Source organism: Pseudoalteromonas rubra, from assembly GCF_005887095.1.
GTDB lineage: Bacteria > Pseudomonadota > Gammaproteobacteria > Enterobacterales > Alteromonadaceae > Pseudoalteromonas > Pseudoalteromonas rubra_E.
Genome location: NZ_PNCI01000041.1, coordinates 68,756 through 89,555, shown reverse-complemented (window position 1 = coordinate 89,555; position 20,800 = coordinate 68,756). Strand labels below are relative to the sequence as shown.

The window sequence follows — 20,800 nt, the reverse complement described above, 5'->3', positions numbered from 1 at the left end:
TGTGTGTAAGTATCACACGCCACGGCGGGCTTACAATATCTTCATCTCGTGCAGTGTCGCTTTAGCAATTTCGACTCGCGTTGCTGCCATTTCTTTAAAAGTCTTAGCATCCATATTGAAAGCAAAATAATGACGCCCCTGAGCGTTTTCAACCATGCCAACATACCACCCCAGATACTCGCCTTTTGCGACCGGGCCAGTCCCTGTTTTGGCAAAGAGTTTTGTGCCTTCGGTTTGCTCTTGTAAGAAAATCTTATTAAACGCCTGGTAGGTAGTGGGCTTTAGTTTGAAAGCATGTGATTGCAACCGGCGTAAAAACTCGACTTGCTCGACTGCACTGAGCTTAATACTGCTGTTCAGCCAAAACTTGTCGTGTGGGCCACTGATGTCGCGGTTCCCATAGTTAAAGTCATCCAAATACTGTTGCATCAGGGGTTTGCTAAGCAAGTTTGTCCAGGTCTGATATAGGGGTACTGCAGAGTATTTAAATGCTTCTTCAGGTGTGATCGACTCTTTGCGCCAGGCATCAAACCACCATGATTTGGCTGGATACCTGGCATGATCTATCTGGTAGCCTTGCCCGGGCTTGATGGTATCTGTGTCCAACAAGATCAGGGTATTGGGGATCTTATACGTTGAAAATGGGGTGTAGGCCTGAGTTGCGCGCGTTTTGTTTACAAATTGCCATTGTTGGGTGCGCTCGCTGTAAACCGCCATTGTACAGGCCTGCCCGTCCTGACAAGCTGGCAGTGTTGCCTCGGTAGTAATGACACTCGTCATTACCAAAGGGGCAAGTGAAAGAGATGAGAGAAGTGGCATAGGTATATCCTTAGTTATTTTTATTTGCTCGCGCTCATCATAGAAACACAAACTTACCTTAGCCTGAACCGTTTTTTATATCAGCGCTTTTTGCTGCACTCGGGCGCGAAACTGGCTGGGTGTGCATTGCTTGATAGCCAGAAAGCGACGGTTAAAATTAGACAAGTTATTAAATCCACACTGATCACTGATCACCGTGATCGGTGCTTTGGTTTTGAGCAGCAGTTTACAGGCTTTGGCAATTCTCAACTGGTTGATGAATTCGGTGACCGTGCACTCGGTGCGCTTTTTAAAGAAACGGTGAAAATGATTAGTACTCATATGGGCTTGTCTGGCCAAAAGCTCGGCACTTAGAGGTTCGGTGTAATTGTCGTAGATGTAATTGATCACATGATCAAACTTATCTTTGGCGGGGTCCAGCTGCTTGGCAAAGCTGAATTCCATGGTTGAAAGGGTGTGGTATTGACTGCCCGCCATCAGATTAAGAAGTTGAAAGAGTAAAATATAACGCTCCAACGGAGTGGCATTTTGCATTTTCCGAAACAGCTTTTCACTTTTTTTAGCTGTGTCTGTGTCAAAACTTAAACCACATTTGGCGTGGTCCAGCAAGGTGTGTAACCCCTGAAGTTCAGGATTTTGTTGCAGCTGTTGCTGTAACCAGGGAGCCGGAATTTGCGCAACATGCACAATATGTTTACTGCCATCTGTATTGTCACGGGACTGCCAGGTGTGTGGTAGTTCCGGGCCCATTAACACCAGGTCGTAATCTCCATATGATGCGATATGATCGCCAATATGGCACATTCCCTGGCTATTTAAAGTCAGGCAAATTTCATATTCAGGATGATAGTGCCAGTTAAAAGGAATTTCTTCTAGCTGATACAGGCAGTATCGCCATGAACAATTATGAGACGGAATGACTTTTTCACACATTGCTTTCATGGCATTACTCCTTTACTTAAATCGACTGATGGCTGTACAGACATATTTTTACGTCATAATTTGCTCTATCCAGTTATATTCACGCCTTAGTCTCTAAATGGTGATGCATTTCACTTATCTTATAATATTATTCTATGCATTACGCTTAAAAAGGTACAGTTTATTAACAAAGGTTAAGGGAAAGCATGCATAATGCATGTACCTAGTTCGTTACTAAGTACTAGATAACGAAATGACAGCGCTGTTATCTGATAGGTTTGTACCGATATGGGTTTGAAAATGCAAACTTATAAACTACAAGCCTGTTCAAATAGGGAAAGTGCCTGGTGATTATTTCGTCAGACGTACATCTTAAGAATATAGAATAAGAGGAAAGAGATGAAACATTGTAATGCAGCATTCAGATTGTCTCGTATTTCATTTGCGGTAACCGCCGCAGTGATTTCGAGCACCGCTTTTGTCATGCCAGCTCAGGCTGAGCAAGAGGAGTCTGTTGAAGTCATTGAAGTTCGAGGGATCCGCGCTTCGACAGAGAAAAGCCTGAACACAAAACGCTTTGCCGATGGAGTAGTCGACTCTATCACTGCGGAAGACATTGGTAAGCTTCCCGACGTCACCATTGCTGATTCACTACAACGGGTTCCGGGTATTCAGATCCGTCGTAGCGCTGGTGAAGGTTCGACGATTAACGTCCGGGGTATGCCACAGGTTACAACGTTACTGAATGGCGAGCAGTTTCTAAGTGCAGGCTCACTGACCACTGTACAGCCTGACTTTACGGATATTCCGTCTAGCCTTGTTGGCGCGATGGATGTAATGAAATCGCCTACCGCAGATACGCTCGCAGGGGGGATTTCTGGTACGGTTGATCTTAAGACTCGCAAGCCATTTGATTTGGAGCAAGGGTTTAGCGGTGCGGCATTGATTGAAGCATCACGGGGCTCTTATTCAAAAGAAACGGACCCTAAAGCGATGATTGCAGCGGGCTATAACGCAGATCGTTTTGCCGTGCTGGCAACCCTGACCAGAGACGAAGTGAACCTGGCGAACTACCGTTTTGGTTCGACCAACCACGGCTGGGGTTATGCGCCGCAAGAGGACGGCGGTTGCTGGTATTGTCCTGCAGGTGATATCAATGGTGACGGGGATACCGATGATGCAGAATTCACTTATGTGAGTTACGGGATGGTTAACAGGTTTACTGAGCGTGAGCGTACCGGTGGCAGTTTGAGTTTCCAGGCGCAGCTCAGTAACAACTTTGAACTGAGCGCAGACGTTTTTTATACCAAAATGGATGATGCAGACCGCCAGCGTGGCTTGATGGCCGACAATGCCTGGGGTGGTCACTGGGACTGGCAAGAGCAGCATGATGCCATCGACAGGGGTAAAACGGATGGCGGTTACAACCTGTACACGGCTCAGGACATTACCCTGCATGCACCACGTGTGGTTGCGCATTCGGAAAGTCATACCAACGAGCGTGAGTCTACCAACTACAATTTCGAGCTGACTTACAAAGGCGACGGCAACTTTTCGGGCAAGATGCGTGTTATTACAGCGGATGCAGAGCGCATGCACACTGAAAACGTTGCGCAGGGCTATATGACCAGTGGTCTGGCGCATAATCTACGTCGTAATGAAGGCAACGGCCCGATTGCCGTAAACCCTGGCGGTTATGGTCCGGGCACTGTGCCGGTCAGGCTGAATTATCAGGGCGATCATCCGGTACTGGTTCCACCCAGTGAGCTGCAAGGCGAAGTGTTTGGTTCTAATATGAATCGCTACTCAGTGGTGTCGACTTACTCCGAAAACAACTTCAATGAAGATGCCAGCCTGGATATCATCCGCCTGGATGGTGAGTACTTGTTCGATGATCTGGGCTCACTGACCAAGATGAGTTTTGGAGCTCGCTTGGGTAACCGTGATGTTTCACGTGAGCAGTATGTGCTACTGGCTCCATTTAGCAATCCAGTAGGTGAAGGCAGTGTCGATGTTATGTGGAAAGACCAGGGCCTGGCGGCATTTGATACTGACGGTAGCGGCGGTGTGCCAAGTGCATCTGATGGTGACCTGACCATGGGTTATGACACTCCGTATACGTTCGATAAACTGCCTGAAGGCTGGATCCAGCAGGTCTCTGACTTTGGTCCGGTGAATGGTGGCAGCTATTTCTTCATTGATCCTCGTCAGCTGGATGACCCGTTTGCGTTCCAGAATCAGCTTTATCCGGGCAACAAGAAAGGCGGCGTACCAGGCAGCACCTATGAAGTTGAAGAAGAGACACAAACGCTCTACTGGCGCGCAGATTTCTCCACTGACCTTTACACCGCAAACGTAGGTTTCCAGTACATTAAAACGGATCTGGATATACTACAAAACGTGATTGGTGATTCTATCTGTGTTAACTGTCCGGGCTCTGTGGCTGCAGATGCCGGTGATATTAATACCAGCAAGTCGTTCAGTGACTTCCTGCCGTCATTAAACCTGGCGGTTAATCTGAGTGATGACGTCATCTTCCGCTCTGCCTGGGGCAAAACCATGACACGCCTTGACCTGAGCGCGATTGCTGGCGGATTGCAGGTCAGTCGCTCACGTGCTGGCGACGATCTGGCTGCACGTGAAGGTATTTCGCCAGACTTGTTGATTGCAACGAACGCGACCATGCAGGGTAACCCGGAGCTTGAACCCTGGCGTGCAACCAATACCGATGTGGCATTGGAGTGGTACTTCTCTCCAAGTGCATTGGTGAGCATTGGTGTGTTCAACATTCAGCTGAAATCCTTCATTGAAACCAGCACCTGGACAATGCCATTGGCCGATGCGGATGGGGTTGTACGTCGTGAAGTGAGTGTCACCGGTCAGGTAAATGGCCAGGGTGGTACGATGAATGGTGCTGAGTTCACTTACCAGCAGGCATTTGACTTCCTGCCAGGGTTCTGGAGCGGGTTCGGCGCGGCATTCAACTATACCTATTCAGACAGTGAAAGTGGCCGGGTGGATTTCTATGGTGAAGCGTTGCCATTACAAGATAACTCTAAAGAGTCTTCTAATGCTGTACTTTGGTATGAAAAAGATGGCTTCCAGTTCCGTTTAGCTGCAAACCATCGCTCTAAGCGCCTGGCTCAGGTTACCACCACAGGTGGTATGGGCGATACCGCCATCTGGACGGAACCAACCACCTACATTGATATTTCGGCCAGCTATGATGTCACTGATTATCTGACGGTTTACATGTCGGGCAGTAACCTGACAGAGGAATACGAATCCAACTACGCACAGTGGAAAGACAACCGTATTTCACAAAACGTCTACGAGCGTCGTCTGACACTGGGTGTGCGCGGTCGCTGGTAATTCTCCCTCGGGCCTGAGTAGGTAGTTCAGGCCTTTTCTTTTCCGGCGGTATCAATTAAATGCGCTGGGAACATGCTTCTACGATAGTGCCTTGATGATTTTTTCTCACTCAATATATTTTTAAAACTCAGAAACTTACCAATCCCCATCGTTGTCGAATGAAAAAATGGCAACTCCTGAACTAAATGAGTTGCGGATTGACGTCGATAATGCGCTTCACTCATATAAAAGAACCTGAAAAATATAGTTTATTAACTTTTTCATATAGCAAGTTGAATAATAGTTTAGTCTTGCCTTTCATTCTGATGAGTCAATATGGTTCGTCTGGTGAGAAGGCTAAGCTTACTGATGGTTATCCAGTTTTTAGCGTCATTGAATGCCATCAACCGCACTAGAAAAGTATTAGCAATTGTTTGAATTGTGCCGCAACAGCGCTGGCAATGGCGGCACACTAGTCTTACCAACGAGTTAAGGCGGTGGCTATCCTTAGCAGGATCCCCTTGGATCATTGAGTTTGTCTGCCCACAAACTGATTCCAAACTAGTCACCGCCTTTTTATCTCTCAGTTCATAACAAGGTAAGACACATGAAACCCAATTACGTCGTGGTTGCCCTGGTACTGGTGACCTTCTTTATGGTGTCCTTTTTCACCAATATTCTCGGTCCTATATTTCCGCAGCTGATAAGCAGCTTTAACATAGGTCTGACTCTGGCCGGTTTATTTCCTTTTGCCTTTTTCATCGCCTATGGGGTGATGTCCATTCCTGCTGGATTGCTGGTTCAGCGCTTTGGAGAGAAGCGCGTTATGCTTGGAGCATTTGTGCTGGCCGGTTCCGGAGCGCTGTTGTTTGCAGTAGCACCCGTGTTTTTAGTCGCTATGCTGGCGCTATTTTTGATTGGCACCGCGATGGCAATGTTGCAGGTTGCCATTAACCCCCTGCTCAGGCGCAGCGGCGGTAGTGCGCACTTTGCTGTGTTCTCAGTACTGGCCCAGTTACTGTTTGGTGCGGCAGCGAGTCTGTCGCCTTGGGTATATGTCACGCTCGCCACTCACATACAGGCGTCTCCCGCTGATTTCAGCTGGATCCCTTCATCCATGCCCTGGCTCAGCATGTACTGGTTGTTTGCACTGTTAAGTGTGGTGATGCTGATCTGGATTAGTCTGGTCAGGTTGCAGGCCGTTGAACGCAGTGATGAGGAAAAGCTGAGTGTAAAGGCTTGTATGGTGTATTTTCGTGACCCTGTCGTGGTGCGGTTCTTTTTTGCGATTGTGGCGTATGTGGCATTGGAGCAGGGCATCGCCAATTCTATAGCGGTGTTTTTGCACACCTATCATCAAATAGAGACAGCTCAGAGCGCGCAAGTAATCAGCCATTTCTGGATGATGTTGACTCTGGGGTGTGTGCTGGGTTTATTGCTACTGAAACTACTTGATGCAAAACTGGTGCTTATGTTGTTTTGCCTGGGGGCGGCGATGAGCCTGATTGTGGCTCTGACAGGCAGTGCGCAGACCGCGTTGCTCGCATTTCCGTTGTCCGGATTCTTTTTGTCTGTGATGTGGTCAGTACTGTTCTCTTTGGCATTGAACTCTGTGCCAAGTGGTCATGGCACTGTCTCTGGTGTGTTGTGCACGGGGATAGTGGGTGGGGCGCTCGCTTCTCCCTTGATTGGTATTTTGACTCAGCTGAGTGGCTCGTTGCAGCTGGCATGCTTCGTTTTGATATTACCACTGGGATACATCGCCTGGATTGCATGGTGGGCAAAACCTATCGTGAAAAATCACACCATTAAAATATTCTGGCAAAAGAAGGCCCTTTCAACTGAGCAACAGGAAGTGACAAACCAATGAGTATGATAGTCAGTGTTGACCTGGGTGGAACCAAGGCACAGGTTGCCCGGGTCGATGAGCAGGGGGTTTATGATGCTCGTCGCTATAGTGTGCCTGCTACCGCAACCAAGTCACAAGTTAATGATTTTATAACAGGGATCGTTGCTGAGCAGCTAACTGGGCAATGTTGTGGCATAGCAATTGGTGTTCCCGGCATGGTTGATCTTAGCAGTGGCACCGTGCTGGAGACTGTCAATATACCGGCCTGGCAGGATGTGCCTCTGGCAGCACAACTAAATGCATATTTTTCTCTCCCTGTAGTTGTTAACAATGATGTTAACTGTTTTACTATGGGTGAATATTGTTATGGACATCACTATCTGTCGGGCACTGGCTTGCATACACCTGTTCCTAACCTGTTGGGCGTATGCCTGGGTACCGGACTGGGCGCCGGGCTTGTTTTTGATGGTCGTCTATATAGCGGCAGGCATTGCGCCGCGGGTGAGTTTGGCAGTTTTCCGTATCGAGACGGCATATTAGAACATTACACCAGTGGGCAGTTTTTTCTGAAGCGCGGGACGAATGGCGCTGAGCAGGCATTGCTTGCACAACAAGGAGATCGCTATGCGCAATCTCTGTTTGATGAATTTGGAAGCCACCTGGGATATGCGTTAGCGCAAACTTTGTTGGCCTTTGATCCGGATAAAATAGTACTGGGTGGCTCTGTTAGTCAGTCGTATGACTTATTTGAACGTGCTATGTGGCAAAGTCTGGCCAGGCAAACACATCCGGCGTTGTTTAAACGACTGGAAATAGCCGTCGGTACATTAGAGCACGCAGCACTGCGTGGTGCATATAAGTTGTTTCAGCAACAGCTTTCGGAGGGAATATGAAGAAGTTAGCTTGCCTGTTTATGGCGCTGTTGAGTGCCCCGGCGGCTCTGGCAATGACGCAAGGACAGTTGAATGAAATTGCGGATACACTCCAGGTCCGTTATCACCTGATTGACTCTATGCCAAAACACTGTCCAGAACCTGCTAAACAGTGTTATTTATCTGAGCTAAGATTGCGCTCACCGGTGCGTTATCCGGGGTCTGATTGGGCTATTTATTTCAGTCAGCTGATGCCTATATACCAGGTTGAGTCGGCATTGTTTAAGATTGAGCACTTAAATGGTGACTTACATCGTCTGACACCCACAGCGGCGTTTCGTGGATTTTCATCGGATGATGAGCACGTAGTGCGTTTTTATACGCAAAACTCACAGATCACGCGCTCTGAGTTTATGCCCAACTATATCTTGGCGGACCAATCGCACAACCTGACCCCCAGAGTAATTGCCAGTACGCGGCCGGTTCGTGATGAGCATACTTTGCTGGAACAGCAGCCATACCTTGCGCCGTTCGACTCCTATAATCAATTACGGGTGAGCGATAAAGATCAGACTCCCTGGATGGGCGCTGCCTATCTCGCGCAGCACCAGTCGGCGCCTGAGTTTACCCATGCACCGCAGGGCGTCATTCCCAAGCCCAGACAGCTGAAGGTAGTGTCTCAGGGACGGATTATGCTAGACAAAGGCGTTCACTTTGAATTGGCGGGTGTTAATCTGGCACAGCTGGAAATGGCTGGTAAACGACTTGCTCAACTGGGCGTTAAGCAGACCAAAGAGGGGCTGCCGGTCAGAGTCACTGTCGATCCCTCATTGTCAATCGAACGAGAGGGGTATCAGCTGAACAGTTCCACCCACGCCATAGACATTAAGGCGTCCAGTGCCGCGGGAGCCTTCTACGGCGTGCAAACGTTAATAGGATTAATGGACCTGAAAACACTGACTATCCCCAGTGTATCCATCGAGGATTCGCCCCGTTATGCGTTTCGGGGGCTGCATATCGACAGCGCTCGTAATTTCCGCTCCAAGCAATTTATACTGGATACCATAGTGCAGATGGGTGCGTATAAACTGAATAAGCTGCACTTGCATCTGGCTGATGATGAGGGCTGGCGGCTGGCTATTGCAGGCCTGCCTGAGTTGACAAAAGTTGGCGCGTTACGGTGCCTTGATCTCAGCGAAACGCGTTGTCTGTTGCCGCAATTGGGCGCAGGAACGGGCACGGGGGCGCCGCGCAATGGGCATTACTCTCAGCAGGATTACAGCGATATTTTGCGCTTTGCACAAGCACACCACATAGAGGTCATTCCCTCGTTGGATATGCCGGGTCATTCTCGGGCCGCCATCATTGCCATGGAAGCGCGCTATCGCACTTTGATGGCCAAGGGTAAGTCTGAGGCGGCCAATAAATATCGTCTGGTGGAGGATGCCGACACCACGACGTACTCTTCTATCCAGCATTACCATGACAACACGCTAAATGTGTGTTTGCCTGCCACCTATCGATTTGTTGACAAGGTACTGACAGAACTTCAGCGTATGCATGAGATGGCGGGAGTGCCATTGAAAACCTACCATATAGGTGCCGACGAAACTGCCGGCGCTTGGCTGGAATCTCCAGCGTGTCAGGCCTTGAATAAGGAACAAACCATTACCTCAATGAACGGCTATTTCATAGAGAAAGTTGCTGCTATGGTGGCCGAAAAAGGGATCACAGTAGCGGGCTGGAGTGATGGTCTGAGCGATGTGGACCCCGAGAAGATGCCAAAGCGTGTGCAAAGTAATGTCTGGAGCACGCTCAGTGAGCAAGGCCACAAGGTTGCCCATCAGCAGGCTAACCTGGGTTGGGATGTTGTGTTGTCACTGCCGGATGTCACTTATTTTGATTTTCCATATCAGTCTCACCCGCACGAACGTGGTAATCATTGGGCGAGCCGAGCGCTAGATACTCGTAAAGTGTTTGAGTTTATGCCGGATAATTTGCCAATTCATGCAGAGTTCTGGCGTGATGTGCTTTCGCATACTTATAGTGCAGATGACAAAGAATCAGGTCTTGTACAAGGTGCCGGTTATATTGGCATGCAAGGACATCTGTGGAGTGAGATGATAAGGGACGATTTACAGGCCGAATACATGTTGTACCCGCGCCTGCTGGCACTGGCCGAACGTGCCTGGCATAAGCCTGTCTGGGCTGTACCTTATCAGAGTGGTCGGGTTTTTGATGATAAAAGTGGCTACTTTAAGGCTAAAAATCGGCAGTTACGCGAACAGGACTGGCAACGTTTTGTGGCCTTGTTAGGCTATCGGGAACTCCCCAAGCTGACACGTCAGGGGCGCTTTTTCCGTATTCCTACCCTGGCTGCAAACCGGCGAGACGATGGCACTCTTAACCTGTTCAGTGAAATACCGGGGTTTAAACTGGAGGCACTGATTAATGGCCGCTGGGTAAACTATCACCCGAAACTGGACTTTGATGCCGTAAATGCCGTGCGTGCGGTCCTGGCGGATGAGTCGCGAGCAGGCCGGGCATTGCCTTTACCTGCGCCGGTTGAGCCAACAGTTAGCCCCCTGGAAAATTAAAAAAGGGGCTAACCGTAGCCCCAATATGGCCTAACGCTGATAAACAATTTCGCCATCGAGTAGTGTCATGACTACCTGGGCATTGCGGATCTGTGTGGCCGTGGCTTCAAATAAATCTCGGTCAATGACCACCAGATCTGCCAGTTTACCGGCTTCAATGCTACCGACACGTTGCTCCTGGCGCATGGCATAGGCGCTGTTAAGCGTATAGGCTTCTATCGCCTGTGCCAGCGTAATGGCCTGCGGCTGACGAGAAACCGCATTGCTTAATCCGATGAACGGATTAAACGGGCTGACATTCCAGTCGCTTGATAAGGTGAGCGTGGCTTTGTTGTCAACCAGGCTGCGAATGGGCACCAAATCCTGCGCCCGCTCCGCCCCAATTAAGGGGATGGTGTCGGGCCAGTGGCTCGGATCTGTAAAGTCGCCGGCAACTTGTGCATCGGCAATCACCCCCAGCTTATCAAAGCGTGGTAAATCAGCAGGGTCAATGACCTCCAGATGGGTAATTCTGTGGCGGGCTTGTCCATTAGAGGCCTTTTCAACTGCGTTCAACGCTTCATGAATACCACGGTCACCAATACCGTGGATGTTAAAGTCAAAGCCAGTAGGCTCCAGTGCTTTGATATACTTTTCAAGTCGAGCCTGAGAGAAGTAATTTAGCCCCCGATTACCATCCAGTTCCAGCCAGTTTTCCAGATAGGGTTCATGCATTGCTGCTGTGGTATTGACTAAAATACCGTCCATATAGAACTTGACCTGGTTAACCTGTAACAGCTCAGCCGGGTTACTCTGGTACAAAGATTTAAGTTTTGCCAGTTGGGTATTGTCGTTCATTTGTGGGTAAGCCCATAACCCCAGCGCGACGCGCAGTGTTAATTTGCCTTCTTTCGCAACGCGCTGCCAGGTTTCCAGGTGATCACGTTGCCAGTAGGTGCGCGCATCACTGATGGAGGTGATGCCTGCCTTGTTGAGCTCAGGCATGGTGTATTCAATCAGGCCCAGGTAGTCACTCTGTGCAGCTTCCGGAAGTGACTGCATGGCCAGCTCCATGACCTGGTTGCCCGCATTGTCGTACAAAATACCGTTGAGCGCCCCTTGCTCATCGCGACCCAGCACCCCACCAATAGGGTCAATGCTTCTGGCGGACAGGCCAGCAAGCGCCAGAGCTTTACTGTTTACCCACATAGAGTGAGAAGTTTGTTCCATAATGATCACCGGGCGGTCAGGCACGGCTTCATCGAGTACCGCCAACGGAGAATCAGACATCTCCAGCAGCGTTGATATCTCATGGCCATAGCCGATCAGCCAGGCAGCCGTGGGATGTTGGCTGGCTGCGTAAGCTACTTCGTCTATGTACTCTCCGGCGGTTGCTGCGGCAGGCACCGTAAACTGGGTCGCCTCCGAGGCTGACTCAAGCGGGTGCATATGCACGTCATGGAAGCCGGGCAGCATCATCTTGCCCTGCAAATCAATGTGCTGTGTGGTTTCGCCGATATACTGCTGAGCTTGTTCATTGCTGCCAACCAGGACAATTTTGTTGTCTTGCAGCACCACGGCCTGTGCCCATGGTTGCTCAGTATTCACTGTGTATATTCGTCCATTGGTAAAGACCATAGTGGCGCTATTAATATCACTGGTCTGCGCTACATTCGGGGTGCTTGTCGGCTTCGTAGTTGGACTCGTTGTTTGATTGTCTGAGTTACAGCCACTGAGGGCTAAACCGGCTATCAGAACGCTGCTGGTGATCATCTTTGTTGCTCGCATTGTTGACTCCTCGTTGATGCCGATACACTATCAATAGCATGGTAACCACAAGGTAACAGTATAGAGGTTAAATGCTGATCTTATTGGTTGAAGACGACTCGGTTCTGGCTGCGCAAACCATCGACTTTCTTAACGCTGAAGGGATTGACGTGGATTATGCCGCAACGCTTGCCAGCGCAAAAGAAATTGCGGCTAAAAATGCCGCGTTTGATGAATACGATGCGATTGTTCTGGACATGGCATTGCCTGATGGTAATGCTTTGAGTTTGATGCAACAAACACTGGCGGGGTTTGACGCTCCGGTATTATTCTGCACTGCCGCAACGGCACTGGATGATAAGCTGGCTGCATTTGATGCCGGTGCACTCGACTACTTAACCAAACCCTTTGCGCTTCCGGAATTGGCAGTACGAATCAAGCTGTTAACGGGTAAAGTAAGCAAACAAAACCAGGTCTTTGAGCTGGGTGATCTGCATATCGACTTTTCGGCAAAAATTGCCCGGCGAGGCGGTCGCACCATAGTGTTATCGCCTCAGCAATGGCAATTGCTCGCATTACTGGCTGAGCAGGCTCCGGCTCCTGTCAGTAAAGTCCAAATATTGCGCCATATCTGGCCGGACAGTGAGGTGAACAACAATATGTATAAGTCATTGATAACGCGGCTGAGGCATAATCTGAGCCGGGGGGATGAAGCGTCAGTGATACACACGCTCAAGGGACAGGGCGTAGCGTTGAGAGAAACCACGCCATGAAGCAAAAAACGCTCAGGTGGTATCTGGCCAGGCGATTGTTTTTGCTGTTTAGCATCTTTTCTTTGATCTGGATTTGGGTAGCCAGTCAGGTTTATCACTATGCCTGGGATGGCACGTCAGAGTATTATCTTTATCAGGATCTGGAGGTGGCGCTGTCGGGCCAGCTAAAATTACCTTATGAGGATACCGGCAAGTTGATGGGTCACTGGCAAGATCTGCCCACAGACTATCAGCGTACTTTTGCGCGTCATGGGTTGGGGCCTGACGAACAGGCTCGGGAATTCACACAGTTGCTCACACTAGGGGAAGACTATGTGTATATTCTGCGCTATGCAGAGATGCCGTCCGAACCGCTGTACATTGTACATCGTATTGCCGGGCAGGATTCGCCCAGCCTGCTGGTGGTGTTTATTGCCCTGACGCTGGCGCTGTTTGTGCTTGCCGCCCTGATATGGTGGCCCACTCATCAACGTATTGTGCGCGAGTCTGAACAACTCACTGCGTCTTTGAAGTCACCAGATAGCAACCCAGCCCAGTTTGAAGAGTTTGCTTCTCAGTCTATTCTCGCCGCCACTGATGCCTACGCACAAGACTATGCCCAGCAACAGGAGCGGCTGTATTCCGCCTTTTTAAGTCACGAACTTAATACGCCACTGGCACAGATCCAAAATACGCTGGCACGATTTGGGCAGCTGGATGAGCTGCCTTTAGATGCTTTACCTTTATTAACTCAGCTTGAACAAGCAGGTCAGGATCTGGTTTCGCTGAGTGAGGCTATTTTGTTGCTGTGCCGAGCCGATCAGGCACGTCTGACAGTAACTGAACTGAGTGGGGTTCTGATAAGCTGGCAACAGATTTGGCTGCAACAAGGTCTGTGCATAGAGCTGAATCTGCCAACAGAGCCAGTCAGCCAGCCAGTTCAGCTGCGTCTGTTGACCTTACTCCTGACGCAGCTGGGCAAAAACGCGCTGCAACATGGTGAAGGCGCACTCGTTGTAACACTGGATAATAGTGGCATGACCTTTTCCAATCGAGTGGGTCAACAACAAGCACATCACGGTCAGGGGTTAGGTACCCAAATTATTGCCCGCGTATGTACATGTTTTGGCTGGCGGGAGCAGCATCATTCGCATTCGGATCAGCAATTTACGCTGACGATCCATTTTTCCGGTTACACCGGTTGAACCAGTACCTCGGTTTTAACAGAATTGGCAATAAAGCATAGCTCATGAGCCTGATGATGTAACGTGTTCAGGCTCATCTGATCATACGTATTATGTGCTGCCAGAGTTACTTCGGGGCGCAGGATAACCTGGGTCATGGCCATTTTACCTGTGCTGTCTTCACTGAGGGTGCCAACAGCCCTATCTTCGTAACTTTCCACCACAAAGCCTGATTTTGCAGCCAGGTGAAGGAAAAATAGCATATGACAACTAGATAAAGAGGCAACAAACGCTTCTTCCGGATCCGCATATTCAGGCACTGAATATGGCTGTGGCACTATGTGTGGTGATGCAGAAGCTTCGAGCTTCGCTCCGCCACCCAATTGCCAGTGGTGTGCGCGGCTGTATTGTTGTTCAGTAAAACGTTCATTGTGGTTGAGCTGCCAACGAATAGTTGCATGATATTGGGACATTTTATTGCTCCAGATTTTGATGACTGACATCAGTATGGAGTTGAATTGCTATGAGTAAAAGCGATAATAACTCAACCTGTTGTTAAGTATATTCACATCATGATTGAGGCAAATATTTCGCTGACTGCACTACAAAGCTTTGCCGTGGTCGCAGCTGAGCTGAGTTTCACCAAAGCCGGTCAGATCCTGCACAAAACCCCCAGCGCGATTAGCCACCAAATGAAACAACTGGAGCATCAGCTCAATGTGCAGTTGTTTTACAGAAAATCCAAAGGCGTAATATTGACACCTGCAGGCAAGTTACTAAAGGCGGATGTCAATCACGGACTGGCACAAATCAACGCAGGGATCCGCCAGGCCAGACTTAAGGCGCAAACTGACAGGCAGACTCTCGTTCTTGCGGTGATCCCTTCATTACTGGAACACTGGCTGTTGCCCAGGCTCAGTCGCTTATACACAGCGCTGCCTGCCATTCAACTGGAGCTGATTGCAATGGACCAGCTGGCCGATTTCGCCAGCAATCGGGTTCATGGTCATCTGCACTTTGGTCGGGGAGAGTTTGCTAATTTGGACAGTCGCTGGCTGGCCGATGAGTATACCTATCCCGTGATTTCACCGACGCTTCGCCAGCAATATCCTCATTTGTCTTCGGTCAGAGACTGGATTGGGCAAGTGCCCTTACTGGCTTATCGTGGTGGGGTCGAGGATGCGCCAGCAAATCTTGGTTGGGAAGCATGGCTGAATCGCTTTAACCCATCAGACGCTCGGGTGCCGCGTGTTAACACCTTCAGCCATGTGGGTCTGGCGATAGGGGCGGCCAAACATGGTCAGGGTATGGCCCTGGGTTGGCACCACATTGTACATCATGCCCTGAATCGTCGAGAGTTAGAGCAACTCCCGGTTGAACCAATCAAGTTGGCATTTTCTTACCATCTGGTAGCCCCCAAATGCCAATGGCTCCGGCCAGAAATGGTGGCTTTATTTGAGTGGCTCAGATTAGAATTTTCTCTCTCATCAATCGGGTGAATTTTAGGCAAAAAATTGCCCTAACTTGTGACTGCGTGACTATACTCTGAGTGAGTATTTCAAGAATAAATGGACTGGCACTGGACAGAGAGAAGGAATAATGGAGTTAAATACGTTAAGCACGCGCATTAGTGCGGGGTTTGTACTCGCCTTTGTTATCCCCGCTGCAATTGTTATTACGGCACTTTTTCAGCTTGCTGAGCTGGAGCGCAGCAGCACTCACTTTAGTAGCAATGAACTGACCAGTGTAAAGCATATGCAGGCACTGAGATCGAATTTTGAGGACTCTAAACTCGAGCTGAAATCCTGGATGGCTGGAGGTGGTCAACAGCACCTGCAAGGAAGACGCGAAGCCTGGCAAAACATTGATGAGTCTCTTTTCAAGATAAAGCGACTATCTTTATCTGCGTTGAATCGTGACCAGGTTGTAAGGCTGGAAGAAAAGCTGGGCGAAGCCAGGCTAGTGCAGCAGAAAATAGAAGCTGTGGCCCAAACCGAAGAGAACTTTCCGGGGTTACAAATTCTGTTTAATCAGGCAATGCCCAGAGCTGAGCGGATCCAAAATGCGGTAACCCTGTTGATAGAGCGAGAAGAAGAACTCGCTGCGGGAGAGCAGCGTAAACAGCTTCTAAAACATCTGGCTGACTTTAGGGCCAGCTTTGCGAGTGCAATGAGCGCTGCAAAAGCATTTTTACTCAGTAATCAGGAGTCCTATTTCAGGGACTTTGAGGAATATCACTCTTGGCATGAAGACGCCTGGTTAAATGTTCAGCAGCAACAGGCATTGCTGGATGAACAACAAATAATGCAATTTCAGAAAATTACACGTTTACGTGTCGAATACTGGGGGCTGGTAAGAGACATGTTTGAGTTCAGGCGGAGTGCTAATTGGGATCAGGCTGAAAGCATCTGGCAAGAGCAGTTAGGTCCGCTAACGCGCGCACTTAAAAACCAGCTGATCGAAATAGAGATAGCCCAGCAACGACTTGCCGACAACAGCCTCATGTCTAACCAACAAAGTTTAGCTGAGCTGTCTTTGTTCTCTGTCATTGCGCTCGTGCTGGCAGCAGTGATTACAACTTTTATCGCATACCTAATCAATAAGCAGATAGGGCAATCAGTTAGCCAGTCTATTGAAGTTGCAGAGCAAGTGGCTGATGGTGACTTTAGCACCAATGTTCAGCTCCAAGGCAGCATTGAAATTGTTCGGTTGTCAAAATCTTTGTCACGTATGACAGAAACACTCAGAGCAATCACACAACATGTGAAGTTAATAGAAAACGGCTACTACCAGACAGACTTTGTGCCCAAAGGGGAGCAAGACCAGCTGGGCAAAGCGCTTGACTCGATGACCAAGAAATTAAGAGAGAGTAAACTGCAACTAGAGTCGCAGAGTTGGTTAAAAGCGGGGTTATCTGAGTTTTCTGACTTATTGACTGGCGCTCGAACCGTTACAGATATTTATCAGGCTTCAGTGGATTTTTGCACCAAACATACCGGGGCTGAGGTCGGCGTATTGTACGCAAAAGAAGGGGGCGGTTTTAAGCTTGTCAGTAGTTTTGCATATAAACATCGCAATTCTGCGAGCAACGAGTTTATGGCTGGTGAAGGGTTAGCTGGTCAGGCGGTGTTAGAAGGCAAGGTGATGTGCTTTTCTGATTTACCCGCTGATCATATACCGCTTGAGATTGAATCCGGGCTCGGTCACTCTGCGGCTAAATTTATTGTCGCGGTCCCCCTGGTCGACAGATTACAAAATGGCGCCGTTTTGGGGGTACTTTTACTCGGGAACACTAAACCTTTCAAGGCTATAGATATAGAGTGGCTCGAGCAAAGCGCAGATAAACAGGCTCAGGCGCTTACATCCGCTCAATCTCGGGGGCGATTGCAAGAGCTGCTGGAAGAGTCGCAACAACAAGCGGAAGAGCTTGAATCTCAGCAGCAAGACCTTAAAGCCGCCAATGAGGAGCTGGAGCAGCAAACACAGGAGCTCAAGCGCTCGGAAGAAGAGCTCAGAGAACAAAGAAGCCAGCTTACCCAAACCAATACTGAGCTTACAGAGCGTACAGACACCTTACAAAAGCAAAAAATTGAAATTGAAAATGCCCGAATTGAGTTGCAACATCGTGCTGAACAACTGGCCGTATCGAGCAAATACAAATCTGAGTTTCTGGCCAACATGTCTCACGAATTGAGAACGCCGCTCAATAGCTTACTACTATTGTCACAGTCGTTAGCCCGGAACTCTGAAGGCAATTTAACCCAAGATCAGCTTGAGGACATTGAGGTGATTTATAACGGTGGCCAGTCTTTGCTGACCTTAATTAATGAGATCCTGGATCTGTCAAAAGTGGAGGCGGGAAAACTTAAGTTGATTTCGGACCGAGTTGATTTACACAGTTTTGTAGCCCGACTAAAAAGACAGTTTGACCCGGTTGCAAAAGAAAAAAATCTTGAGTTTAAAATCACGGTTTCTGCGTTGGCGCCGAAGGACATAGAAACAGACGAGCTGAGACTGGAGCAGGTACTTCGAAACCTACTGTCAAATGCTTTCAAGTTTACGGAACAAGGTTATGTGGAACTATGCATTGAACCCGTTGCCGGCGACGTTCGGTTTAGCAGTTCAACATTGACTCCGGATAACAGCTTGAGCTTTGTGGTGAGAGATACAGGCATTGGAATCGAGCAAGGCATGCAAAAAGCGATTTTTGAAGCTTTCCAGCAAGCAGATGGGTCAACCAGTCGGGCTTTTGGAGGTACAGGTTTGGGATTGACCGTTTCGAGAGAGTTTAGCCTGTTATTGGGCGGAGAGATCCAGTTGGTCAGTGAGGTGAATAAGGGCAGTACCTTTTCTCTGTATATTCCACGCCATAAACAACCCGATCATGAAGAGCAGGGTGAGCCACAGTCTCAACCGGATTTACCAGCAAACCAGGTTGCTCAGCAAAACGACTTTGTGAAAGCGCATGATGATGCACTGCTGGCTGAGCAGCAATCTTTAAGTGCTGATGTTATGGTCACCACAGATGTCAGACCCGCTTCAGCCCCAGAACGCAATAGTACAATTTTGATTGTGGAAGATGACAGTCAATTTGCCAGTATTTTATCTGATATTGCCCGCAAACATCAGTTTGACCCGCTAGTGTGTTCGCAAGCTGAGCAGGCACTGAACATGATACAGCAAGCGCTGCCCAGCGCGGTGATATTGGATATCGGACTGCCGGATATGGATGGCATGATGTTATTGGACACCTTAAAGTCGGAGCCTAAAACACGCCAAATTCCGGTACATATAGTCTCGGGCAAAAACAAGGATCCAAAAGCGCTGCAAAAAGGCGCCATCGACTTTTTAACTAAACCCGTGTCTTTAGAGCAATTGGAACAGGTTTTCGCAAAGTTCGAGGTCTTGCTGCAAAAGCACATTAAACATTTGCTCTTAGTAGAAGATGATACCGATGCCTGTAAAGTGATTAAGCAGGTTTTGCAGCAAAAGGGGTTAGAGCTACATGTTGCCAACGATGGCGGCACAGCTATGCAGGTGTTGAAACAACATCAGATAGACTGTTGTATTGTTGATTTGAACCTGCCGGATATATCGGGTTTTGAATTGCTTGAAAGAATGGATGCAGAATCGGGCCTGACTCTGCCGCCAATTATAGTCTATACCGCACAAGACTTGAGCCGGGATGAATACCATCAACTGTTGCGCTTTACAGATAAAATTGTACTGAAAACCGATCACGCGCCGGTGCGCTTGCAAGATGAAGTCGAGCTCTTTTTACACTCAGTAGAGCAGCAGCTGCCACCCAGTGTGATAGCCTCTAAGCAAAATGATATTATCAGCCAGCCCGTTGATTTATCGGGCTTTCATGTACTTCTGGTCGATGATGATCTGCGGAACACCTATGCCTTATCCAAGTTGTTGAAAGAGCAAGGCCTGGCCGTGACCATGGCAGACAATGGTCAACTGGCTCTGGAAAAGCTACAGCAAAGTGAACAATTTGACCTGGTCCTGATGGATATTATGATGCCCGTAATGGATGGCTTTGAAGCCATGCGGCACATTCGTGCAGATATTTCCCAGAGCCTTCCCATTATCGCATTAACCGCCAAGGCGATGAGTGAAGATAAACAGAAATGCCTTGAGGCTGGAGCCAGTGATTACCTTGCCAAACCGGTTGATATCAATGTATTGATTTCTATGATGAAAATCTGGCTATACGAAACGCAAAATGCAAGTGACAGACTCCATTAACCTCACGCAGGGCAAAGACTCTGAGAGAAAGCTAACTCCTGAGCAACTGTTGGAAGTCGACATTCTGCTGGATGTATTATACCAGCGCAGTGGCTACGATTTTTCACAGTATGCTCGCAGTACGCTGATCCGGCGTCTGCAAAATTGTATGCTCATGGACAATGTGCCCCATTTTTCTCATTTAATCCCCAAAGTGTTATATGAAAAAGGGTACATGCACAAGCTGATTCAGGAGCTGTCGGTCAGTGTGACGGAGTTTTTCCGAGATCCCGCCTTTTTTCAGTCTTTGGAGCAACATGTACTCCCCGTATTAGAGACTTTCCCTTACTTTAAAATTTGGCACGCCGGCTGTGCCACGGGGGAAGAGGTGTATTCTCTTGCCATATTGCTAAAGGCACATGGCCTATATGACAGGGCAAAAATCTATGCGACCGACTTTAATGACCGTATCTTGGAAAAAGCCAAAGTAGGTATTTTTACTGAAGAAATTATGCAGCAGGGAGAGCAAAACTATAATCAGCTGGCCATATCACACGATACCCCATTTCATGAGCACTTTTCGACTCAATATCACAGCAGCAAGATTCGAATGGAGCTGGCTCGAAATATCGTGTTTGCCAATCATAATTTGGTCTGCGATGGGGTGTTCGGGGAAATGCAGTTGATACTTTGCCGTAATGTGATGATTTATTTTGATAGTACTCTAAAAAAGCGGGTTGTCGATTTGTTTGATCAAAGCCTGCATCACAGTGGTTTTTTAGGGCTAGGGCGGCTGGAAAATCTCGATTATCTGGACACCAGTGAACGATGGCAGTTACTGGACAATGCTGCAACGCTTTATCGTAAAGTACCGGGTCAAAAACTAGGACTAAAGACTTAGGGTAATATCTAAGTTTCGGGCTGGAAGATGCGATTTTTGTACTAAGCTTGAAGGAGCTGGAAAGAAACAAACCAG

14 protein-coding genes are annotated in these 20,800 nt (G+C 48.6%); 9 read left to right on the top strand and 5 right to left on the bottom strand.

Annotated elements, in window-relative coordinates; translation table 11 throughout:
• Positions 1–30 precede the first annotated feature (30 nt).
• Together CWB99_RS17250 and CWB99_RS17245 are read right to left on the bottom strand one after the other, a co-directional pair.
• The gene (locus tag CWB99_RS17250) at positions 31–819 is read right to left on the bottom strand and encodes a class D beta-lactamase (protein WP_138551169.1); all 789 of its coding nucleotides are present in this window, start codon (positions 817–819) and stop codon (positions 31–33) included.
• A gap of 75 nt (positions 820–894) precedes the next feature.
• Entirely contained in the window at positions 895–1,761 is an 867-nt protein-coding gene (locus CWB99_RS17245) for a helix-turn-helix domain-containing protein (protein ID WP_138551170.1), read from the bottom strand.
• Positions 1,762–2,139: 378 nt separating this feature from the next.
• Between CWB99_RS17245 and CWB99_RS17240 the strand changes: the two genes are divergently transcribed.
• Positions 2,140–5,112 carry a TonB-dependent receptor gene (locus CWB99_RS17240; protein WP_138551171.1) on the top strand — a complete coding sequence of 991 codons (2,973 nt, stop codon included), beginning with the start codon at positions 2,140–2,142 and terminating at the stop codon, positions 5,110–5,112.
• A gap of 26 nt (positions 5,113–5,138) precedes the next feature.
• Here the strand turns inward: CWB99_RS17240 and CWB99_RS17235 are convergent, their stop codons facing one another.
• Positions 5,139–5,336 carry a hypothetical protein gene (locus CWB99_RS17235; RefSeq protein WP_138551172.1) on the bottom strand — a complete coding sequence of 66 codons (198 nt, stop codon included), beginning with the start codon at positions 5,334–5,336 and terminating at the stop codon, positions 5,139–5,141.
• Positions 5,337–5,698: 362 nt separating this feature from the next.
• Here CWB99_RS17235 and CWB99_RS17230 point away from each other — a divergent pair, with 362 nt between their 5' ends.
• Genes CWB99_RS17230 through CWB99_RS17220 form a run of 3 tightly spaced genes read left to right on the top strand, consistent with a single transcriptional unit; the run spans position 5,699 to position 10,409 of the window.
• Positions 5,699–6,961, top strand: a complete 1,263-nt coding sequence (locus CWB99_RS17230; RefSeq protein WP_138551173.1) for an MFS transporter — start codon at positions 5,699–5,701, stop codon at positions 6,959–6,961.
• Entirely contained in the window at positions 6,958–7,833 is an 876-nt protein-coding gene (locus tag CWB99_RS17225; RefSeq protein WP_138551174.1) for an ROK family protein, read from the top strand. Before CWB99_RS17230 ends, CWB99_RS17225 begins: the two co-directional genes overlap by 4 nt.
• Positions 7,830–10,409: a family 20 glycosylhydrolase gene (locus tag CWB99_RS17220; protein ID WP_138551175.1), complete on the top strand. Its 2,580-nt coding sequence runs from the start codon at positions 7,830–7,832 to the stop codon at positions 10,407–10,409. The genes CWB99_RS17225 and CWB99_RS17220 overlap by 4 nt, the downstream gene beginning before the upstream one ends.
• A gap of 30 nt (positions 10,410–10,439) precedes the next feature.
• Here the strand turns inward: CWB99_RS17220 and CWB99_RS17215 are convergent, their stop codons facing one another.
• A complete protein-coding gene (locus CWB99_RS17215; protein ID WP_138551176.1) occupies positions 10,440–12,176 on the bottom strand; it encodes an amidohydrolase in 1,737 nt (578 codons plus the stop codon).
• Between the two features lie 71 nt (positions 12,177–12,247).
• Between CWB99_RS17215 and CWB99_RS17210 the strand changes: the two genes are divergently transcribed.
• Positions 12,248–12,928 carry a response regulator transcription factor gene (locus CWB99_RS17210; protein ID WP_138551177.1) on the top strand — a complete coding sequence of 227 codons (681 nt, stop codon included), beginning with the start codon at positions 12,248–12,250 and terminating at the stop codon, positions 12,926–12,928.
• Positions 12,925–14,112, top strand: coding sequence for a sensor histidine kinase (locus CWB99_RS17205; RefSeq protein ID WP_138551178.1), 1,188 nt, complete (start codon positions 12,925–12,927; stop codon positions 14,110–14,112). The genes CWB99_RS17210 and CWB99_RS17205 overlap by 4 nt, the downstream gene beginning before the upstream one ends.
• On the opposite strand, the gene CWB99_RS17200 is transcribed toward CWB99_RS17205, so the two are convergent.
• On the bottom strand, positions 14,100–14,564 hold the full coding sequence (locus CWB99_RS17200; RefSeq protein ID WP_138551179.1) for an OsmC family protein: 465 nt from the start codon (positions 14,562–14,564) through the stop codon (positions 14,100–14,102). The genes CWB99_RS17205 and CWB99_RS17200 overlap by 13 nt on opposite strands.
• 99 nt (positions 14,565–14,663) lie before the next feature.
• Between CWB99_RS17200 and CWB99_RS17195 the strand changes: the two genes are divergently transcribed.
• The 3 genes from CWB99_RS17195 (at position 14,664) to CWB99_RS17185 (ending at position 20,725) form a co-directional block, all read left to right on the top strand.
• Positions 14,664–15,590 (top strand): LysR family transcriptional regulator, encoded by a 927-nt coding sequence (locus CWB99_RS17195; RefSeq protein WP_138551180.1) that lies wholly within the window; start codon positions 14,664–14,666, stop codon positions 15,588–15,590.
• 100 nt (positions 15,591–15,690) lie between these two features.
• Positions 15,691–19,845 carry a response regulator gene (locus tag CWB99_RS17190; protein WP_138551181.1) on the top strand — a complete coding sequence of 1,385 codons (4,155 nt, stop codon included), beginning with the start codon at positions 15,691–15,693 and terminating at the stop codon, positions 19,843–19,845.
• A complete protein-coding gene (locus CWB99_RS17185; protein WP_138551182.1) occupies positions 19,823–20,725 on the top strand; it encodes a CheR family methyltransferase in 903 nt (300 codons plus the stop codon). The genes CWB99_RS17190 and CWB99_RS17185 overlap by 23 nt, the downstream gene beginning before the upstream one ends.
• Positions 20,726–20,800 lie beyond the last annotated feature (75 nt).